The sequence below is a fragment of the Ottowia flava genome (assembly GCF_008017535.1).
Lineage (GTDB): Bacteria > Pseudomonadota > Gammaproteobacteria > Burkholderiales > Burkholderiaceae_C > Ottowia > Ottowia flava.
In genome coordinates, this window is the sequence record NZ_VRUA01000005.1 from 182,421 (window position 1) to 188,629 (window position 6,209).

At 67.0% G+C, this 6,209-nt stretch carries 7 protein-coding genes; 4 read left to right on the top strand and 3 right to left on the bottom strand.

Translation table 11 applies throughout. From position 1 onward, the window contains the following. Window positions 1-58 precede the first annotated feature (58 nt). The 3 genes from purH to dusB all read right to left on the bottom strand — a co-directional run bounded on the left by purH (window position 59) and on the right by dusB (window position 3,239). Window positions 59-1,663, bottom strand: a complete 1,605-nt coding sequence (purH, locus tag FVQ98_RS08060; RefSeq protein ID WP_147912918.1) for a bifunctional phosphoribosylaminoimidazolecarboxamide formyltransferase/IMP cyclohydrolase — start codon at window positions 1,661-1,663, stop codon at window positions 59-61. A gap of 299 nt (window positions 1,664-1,962) precedes the next feature. Further along, a complete protein-coding gene (locus FVQ98_RS08065) occupies window positions 1,963-2,196 on the bottom strand; it encodes a Fis family transcriptional regulator (RefSeq protein ID WP_147912919.1) in 234 nt (77 codons plus the stop codon). Beyond that, window positions 2,193-3,239, bottom strand: coding sequence for a tRNA dihydrouridine synthase DusB (gene dusB / locus FVQ98_RS08070; protein ID WP_147912920.1), 1,047 nt, complete (start codon window positions 3,237-3,239; stop codon window positions 2,193-2,195). The genes FVQ98_RS08065 and dusB overlap by 4 nt, the downstream gene beginning before the upstream one ends. Before the next feature lie 121 nt (window positions 3,240-3,360). Between dusB and FVQ98_RS08075 the strand changes: the two genes are divergently transcribed. The 4 genes from FVQ98_RS08075 to FVQ98_RS08090 all read left to right on the top strand — a co-directional run bounded on the left by FVQ98_RS08075 (window position 3,361) and on the right by FVQ98_RS08090 (window position 6,136). Beyond that, entirely contained in the window at window positions 3,361-3,852 is a 492-nt protein-coding gene (locus FVQ98_RS08075) for a YqaA family protein (protein WP_147912921.1), read from the top strand. An 85-nt stretch (window positions 3,853-3,937) separates the two neighbouring features. Then, on the top strand, window positions 3,938-4,594 hold the full coding sequence (alkB, locus tag FVQ98_RS08080) for a DNA oxidative demethylase AlkB (protein ID WP_147912922.1): 657 nt from the start codon (window positions 3,938-3,940) through the stop codon (window positions 4,592-4,594). Between the two features lie 145 nt (window positions 4,595-4,739). After that, window positions 4,740-5,279, top strand: coding sequence for a midcut-by-XrtH protein (locus FVQ98_RS08085; RefSeq protein ID WP_147912923.1), 540 nt, complete (start codon window positions 4,740-4,742; stop codon window positions 5,277-5,279). A gap of 68 nt (window positions 5,280-5,347) precedes the next feature. After that, window positions 5,348-6,136 carry a sterol desaturase family protein gene (locus tag FVQ98_RS08090; RefSeq protein ID WP_147912924.1) on the top strand — a complete coding sequence of 263 codons (789 nt, stop codon included), beginning with the start codon at window positions 5,348-5,350 and terminating at the stop codon, window positions 6,134-6,136. The last annotated feature ends 73 nt before the right edge of the window (window positions 6,137-6,209 follow it).

A 6,209-nucleotide genomic window follows, 5' to 3' on the forward strand; every position in this document is an offset into this window, starting at 1 on the left:
TTTTTGTGAGCTGCTTGCGCAGGTGGCTCTAGCGCTGCAGCCCGATTTGGCTTAAAAATTAATGGCGGAAGTGCCGCACGCGCGTGAACACCATGGCCACGCCGCGCTCATTCGCGGCGTCGATCACCTCCTGGTCGCGCATTGAGCCGCCGGGCTGGATCACGCAGCTCGCACCCTGGTCGATCACCACATCCAGCCCGTCGCGGAACGGGAAGAAGGCGTCGCTCGCCACGGCTGAGCCCTGCAGCGACAGATCGGCGTGCTGCGCCTTGATGCTGGCGATGCGCGCCGAATCCAGGCGGCTCATCTGGCCGGCGCCCACGCCCAGCGTCATGCCGTCCTTGCAGAAGACGATGGCGTTGCTCTTGACGAACTGGGCGACCTGCCAGGCGAACAGCAGGTCCTGGATTTGCTGCGGCGTGGGCTGCAGCTTCGTGACCACTTCCAGGTCGCTGGCTTTCAGGTCGTGGAAGTCGGCGGTCTGGATCAAGAGGCCCGAGCCGACGCGCTTGACGTCCATCGCGTTCTGCCCGCGCGCCCAGGGCGTGTCGCCGTCGCGCTGCACGCCGTCGAGCGAAATCTGCAGCAGCCGCACATTGGCCTTGGCCGCAAAGACGGCGCGCGCCTCTGGGCTGAAGTCGGGCGCCATCAGCACTTCGACAAACTGCTTGGACACGGCTTCGGCCGTGGCGCCGTCCACCGGCACGTTGAAGGCGATGATGCCGCCGAAGGCGCTGGTCGGGTCGGTCTGGAAGGCCTTCTGGTACGCGGCCAGCGCGCCGTCCGCCACCGCCACGCCGCAGGGGTTGGCGTGCTTGACGATCACGCAGGCGGGCTGCACGAATTGCTTGACGCATTCCCAGGCCGCGTCGCCGTCGGCGATGTTGTTGTAGCTCAGCTCCTTGCCCTGCAGCTGCGCGGCCGACACCAGCGAGCCCGGCGCCGGGTACAGGTCGCGGTAAAAGGCCGCCTGCTGGTGCGGGTTCTCGCCATAGCGCAGGTCCTGCAGCTTGATGAATCGCCCATTGCTTTGGGCAGGAAAAAGCGTTCTGACCGGCGCCCCGTCGGCGCTGCCAGCATCGAATTCGATAGCAGACAGGTAATCGCTGATAGCCGCGTCGTAGTTGCTGATGCGGTTGAACGCGGCCACGGCCAGGCCGAAGCGCGTCTTGTCGGACAGCTTGCCGCCGCCCGCCTGCAGCTCGGCCAGCACGGGGGCGTACTGGCTGGCGTCGGTCAGCACGGCCACGTCTTTCCAGTTCTTGGCGGCGCTGCGCACCATGGCCGGACCGCCGATGTCGATGTTCTCGATTGCGTCGGTCAGCGTGCAGCCGGGCTTGGCCACCGTCGCCTCAAAAGGGTACAGGTTGACCACCAGCAGATCGATCGTGCCGATGCCGTGCTGCGCCAGCGCATCCATGTGGGCCGGCACGTCGCGGCGCGCCAGCAAGCCGCCGTGCACCTTCGGGTGCAGCGTCTTCACGCGGCCGTCCAGCATCTCAGGGAACTGCGTCACCTCCGCCACCTCGGTCACCGGCAAGCCAGCGTCCTCCAGCAGCTTCGCCGTGCCGCCGGTCGACAGCAAATTGAACCCCAGCGCCACCAAAGCAGCCGCGAAATCGGCCACGCCGGTCTTGTCGGAAACAGAAATCAGCGCATTCATGCTTGAACCCGTATTAAGAACCAAATCAGCCGCTCGCCCTAGTGCAATCTGCGCAGGCAGCTATGAAATTAAAAGCAAATGGGCAAACCCGCACGCAATAACGTCGCCAGCCGACCCGCCCGCGCAAGCCCAGCCGCCGTCCGCATCGCACCACCGATCAAATGGCCGCGGAGCAGGCCAAGCCAACGAACGCCATGCCCGGACCTGCGCCGGGCATTGGCGTTGTCCCCCCTCCCGCAGCGCGCAGCGCGGAGAGTGAGGGGGGAAGGCGCCGCCAGGCGACTCAGGGGGGGTGCCCGTCATATCAACTTATGTTCGACCAGCTTCTTGCGCAGCGTATTGCGGTTCATCCCCAGCCACTCGGCCGCGCGCGACTGGTTCTGCCCTGCGTGCTGCATCACCACGTCCAGCAGTGGTTTCTCGACGACGCGCGTCACCATTTCATACAGGCCATCGGGCTCGATCCCGCGCAGGTCGCGAAAGTAGGCCTCCAGGCTCTCGCGCACGCAGGCTTCGATGTGGTTCTTGCTCATGCTCTGCGGGCCTCCAACTCTCCCGCGGGCTGCGAAGCGGGCGCCGACTGCGGCAGACGCTCATGGCTTGCGGCCAGTTCCTCAAAAAAATCCGCGACCGCCTGCCATTGCACGTCGGCGCCTTCGATGCCGTTGATGCGCTCGCGCAGGGCTTCGCCGCCCGGCAGGCTGCGCACGTACCAGCCAATGTGTTTGCGGGCCGAGCGCACGCCGGTGTGCTCGCCGTACAGGCCGTAGTGGTCCTGCAAATGTTCCAACAGTGCGCGGCGCACCTCCAGCACCAGCGGCGGCGCCAGGTGTTCGCCCGTCGCCAGAAAGTGGGCGATCTCGCGGAACAGCCAAGGCCGGCCTTGCGCGGCGCGGCCGATCATGACGGCGTCAGCGCCGGTGGCGCGCAGCACGTCGCGCGCGCGTTCGGGCGAATCGATGTCGCCGTTGGCCACCACCGGAATGCGCAGCGCGGCCTTGATGGCGGCCACGGTGTCGTGCTCGGCCTGCCCTTTGTAGCCCTGCTCGCGCGTGCGGCCGTGCACGGTGAGCATCTGCACGCCCGCGCTTTCGGCGGCGCGCGCCAGCGCCGGCGCATTCTTCACCTGCGCGCACCAGCCGGTGCGCATCTTCAGCGTGACGGGCACACCGTGCGGCGCGCAGGCGGCGACCACGGCGTCAATGATTTGCAGCGCCAGCGCCTCGTCCTGCATCAGCGCGCTGCCGGCCCATTTGTTGCAAACCTTCTTGGCGGGGCAACCCATGTTGATGTCGATGATCTGCGCGCCCCGGTCGACGTTGTAGGCCGCGGCCTCGGCCATCATGGCCGCGTCGGTGCCGGCGATCTGCACGGCGATCGGGCCGGGCTCGCCGGTGTGGTCGGCGCGGCGGCTGGTCTTGAGCGTGTGCCACAGGTCCTTGCGCGACGTGACCATCTCGCTGACGGCGTAGCCCGCACCAAAGCGCCGGCACAGCTGACGGAACGGCCGGTCCGTCACCCCCGCCATGGGGGCAACGAACAGGTGGTTGGGGAGAAGGTAAGGGCCGATCTGCATGCGCTGATTCCCTGCGGCTCATCGGTCAACGAAGGCGGGCCGCGCGGGCAGAGGGGCGAATTTTACCTGCTCAAACTTTCAGCAACTGAAACCATCTGTCGACTGCCTACACTCGCACCCCATGGAAGCCTGGCTGACCGCTCACCTGCACACGCTGATGCAAGCACTGGCGCTGCCCGAATTCGGCCTGTCCACCGTGTTCATCGTCGCCTTCGTGTCCGCCACGCTGCTGCCGCTGGGTTCGGAGCCGGCGGTGTTCGGCCTCATCAAGCTGAATCCGGAACTGTTCTGGCCGGCCATCCTGGTGGCCACCGCTGGCAACACCCTGGGCGGCATGCTGAGCTGGTGGATGGGCCTGGGCGCGCACCAGCTGGTCGACCACTACCGCCATTCGCCCACGCACCTGCGCGCGCTGCGCTGGCTGGAACGCCTGGGCCCGCGCGCGTGCTTCTTCGCTTTCCTGCCGGTGGTCGGCGACCCGCTGTGCGCCGTGGCGGGCTGGTTGCGGATGCCCCTGCCTCCGTGCACCGCCTACATGGCCGCCGGCAAGCTGCTGCGCTATGTGGTGATGACGGTCGCCCTGCTGCACATATGGCCGGGCAAATGGCAGTGAACTCCTTTTTCGATAGCTGACTGCGCACATCCACCAACGGTCTCAGCCCTATTTGTTCATCAGTCAAGGCGAGACCCGAGATGCCATGACCCTGCCCCTCTTCGACGACACCGGCAGCACCTCAACCGGGGCCGTGACCCGGCTTGGAGCTGCCGCGGTGGTGCTGCGGGGCTGGGCACTGCCGTGCGTCGACGTACTTTGGTTGTCGCTGCAATCGGTCATCGCCCAAGCGCCCTTCCGGCGCATGCGCACGCCCGGCGGCCAGCACATGCAGGTGGCGCTGACCAACTGCGGCGCGCTGGGCTGGGTGAGCGACCGGCACGGCTACCGCTACACCGCGCTCGACCCGATGAGCGCGCGGCCCTGGCCCGCCATGCCGCAGCCGTTCGCCGACCTGGCGGCATCCGCCGCTGCGCACGCGGGCTTTGACGCCTTCGCGCCAGATGCCTGTCTCATCAACCGATACGTGCCTGGCACGCGCCTTTCGCTGCACCAGGACCGCGACGAGGACGACTTCACGCACCCCATCGTTTCGGTCTCACTCGGCCTGCCTGCTGTCTTCCTCTGGGGCGGTGGCGTGCGAGCTGACCGCGCTGAACGCATACCCTTGCTGCACGGCGACGTGGTGGTCTGGGGCGGCGCCGACCGGCTTCGCTTTCACGGCGTGGCGCCGGTGCCTGATGGTGAGCACCCGCTGACCGGCCCGAAGCGTATCAACCTCACCTTTCGCCGCGCCCGCTGACCGCGCAGCCATGCGCCCGAAAGGGCAGTGCATCCACCATATGACGTAGGCCGTTCGGCCTATTGCGCAGCATGCAACCGGCGCACAAGAATGCGCGTGCTTGCGCATTGACCCGATCAACCATTCCCACTGCAAGGACGCCCGCATGACCACTCTTTCGATCCGCAACGCCGTGCGCTGTAGCGCAGCAGCTGCCATGCTGGGCGCTGGCACTTTGGCCCACGCCGGCACGATCGTGCCGCCAGGCGGCACGATCGACTATGCCCCGCTGGCGGCAGCCGTCCCGACACTGGGGCAATGGTCGCTCGCCCTGATTGTGCTGCTGGTGGTCGCCGTGGCTTACCGCGTGCTGCGCGGTCGCGTGGGCGGAAAGCTGATGTCCAACCTGCTGATATTGGGCGGCGCTGCGGTGGCAACGTTCACCGGCCACGGCGTGGTGCGTGAGGCCGCCGCCATTGCCGCGCAAGACGTGTCCATGTCGTCGACCACGGGTGGCTCGGTCACAGGTAATTATTGGCTGCGCGCAACCAACGGCACCGCGGTCACGCTGAAGATCACCGACATTCGGCCGAACGAAGGCGTGACCATCGAGTCGCCTCCGCCGGAAGTTCCGGAGTGCACGGTCGGCGCGCAAGTGACGCCGGGCAACAAGTGCAGCGTGCACTTTGTCTTCGTTCCCAGCTGACCACATTGCCCGATCTCAATCCGACGGCGCTGTCTGCCGCACCACGGCGCCATCGCCAGAGCTAGTCCATGCTTCAGATCTATCTGGCTGCGGTCGTGCTCAGTCTGGCGGTGGTGCTAGTGCTGGAAGCGTTCATCCCGCTGCACCCCGCAAGCACGCCACCGCTGCGGCGCTGGCTGCACAACCTGGCGCTGTCGGCGCTGGCCATCGCCGTCACGCTCGGCATGCCGATGCTGCTGCACGCCGCTACGCAGGGAGGTGGCGAGCCATGGCCGTCCCTCGGCCTGGCCAAGTCGGGCTGGCCATGGTGGGTGCAATGGCCGCTGACGCTGGTCGTGATGGAAGGTGTGCTCTACACCTTCCACCGGATAAGCCACCGCATCGGCTGGCTCTGGCGCCTGCACGCCGTGCACCACAGCGATACCGAACTGGATGCAACCACTGCGCACCGCCATCACCCGCTCGAGAGCGCCGTGTCGGCGCTGGTCACGCTGCCGGTGTTGCTGGTGCTGGCGCCTCCGTGGGGCGCAGTGCTCGCCTACAGTCTGCTGGCGGTAGGAGTCACTACCTGGTCGCACGGCAACCTGCGACTGCCTGCGTGGCTGGACCGCGCGCTGGCCTGGGTGATCGTCACACCGGCCTTCCATCGCATACACCACAGCGCCCACCAACCCCAGACCGACAGCCACTACGCCACGCTTTTGACGGCGTTCGACCGGCTGTTCGGTACCGCATCGACTGTGCCACCGGACGGGGGACGCTGGCTGACCATCGGCCTGGCGTCGGCCCCGTCGGGCGACCCCACCCGGCAATCCGTCGGCGAACTGCTGGCCGCGCCCTTCCGACGCATCGCCTAAATGTAGTTTCTCAACACGTTGTTCCCGTCGAATGCGAGTCGCGTGATGGGAGGCAGGTGTTCGGTGGCTGAGT

Excerpts from the sequence above, each read along its gene's own strand:
- purH (WP_147912918.1), bottom strand. The coding sequence starts at position 1,663 with ATGAATGCGCTGATTTCTGTTTCCGACAAGACCGGCGTGGCCGATTTC.
- FVQ98_RS08065 (WP_147912919.1), bottom strand. The coding sequence starts at position 2,196 with ATGAGCAAGAACCACATCGAAGCCTGCGTGCGCGAGAGCCTGGAGGCC.
- dusB (WP_147912920.1), bottom strand. The coding sequence starts at position 3,239 with ATGCAGATCGGCCCTTACCTTCTCCCCAACCACCTGTTCGTTGCCCCC.
- FVQ98_RS08075 (WP_147912921.1), top strand. The coding sequence starts at position 3,361 with ATGGAAGCCTGGCTGACCGCTCACCTGCACACGCTGATGCAAGCACTG.
- alkB (WP_147912922.1), top strand. The coding sequence starts at position 3,938 with ATGACCCTGCCCCTCTTCGACGACACCGGCAGCACCTCAACCGGGGCC.
- FVQ98_RS08085 (WP_147912923.1), top strand. The coding sequence starts at position 4,740 with ATGACCACTCTTTCGATCCGCAACGCCGTGCGCTGTAGCGCAGCAGCT.
- FVQ98_RS08090 (WP_147912924.1), top strand. The coding sequence starts at position 5,348 with ATGCTTCAGATCTATCTGGCTGCGGTCGTGCTCAGTCTGGCGGTGGTG.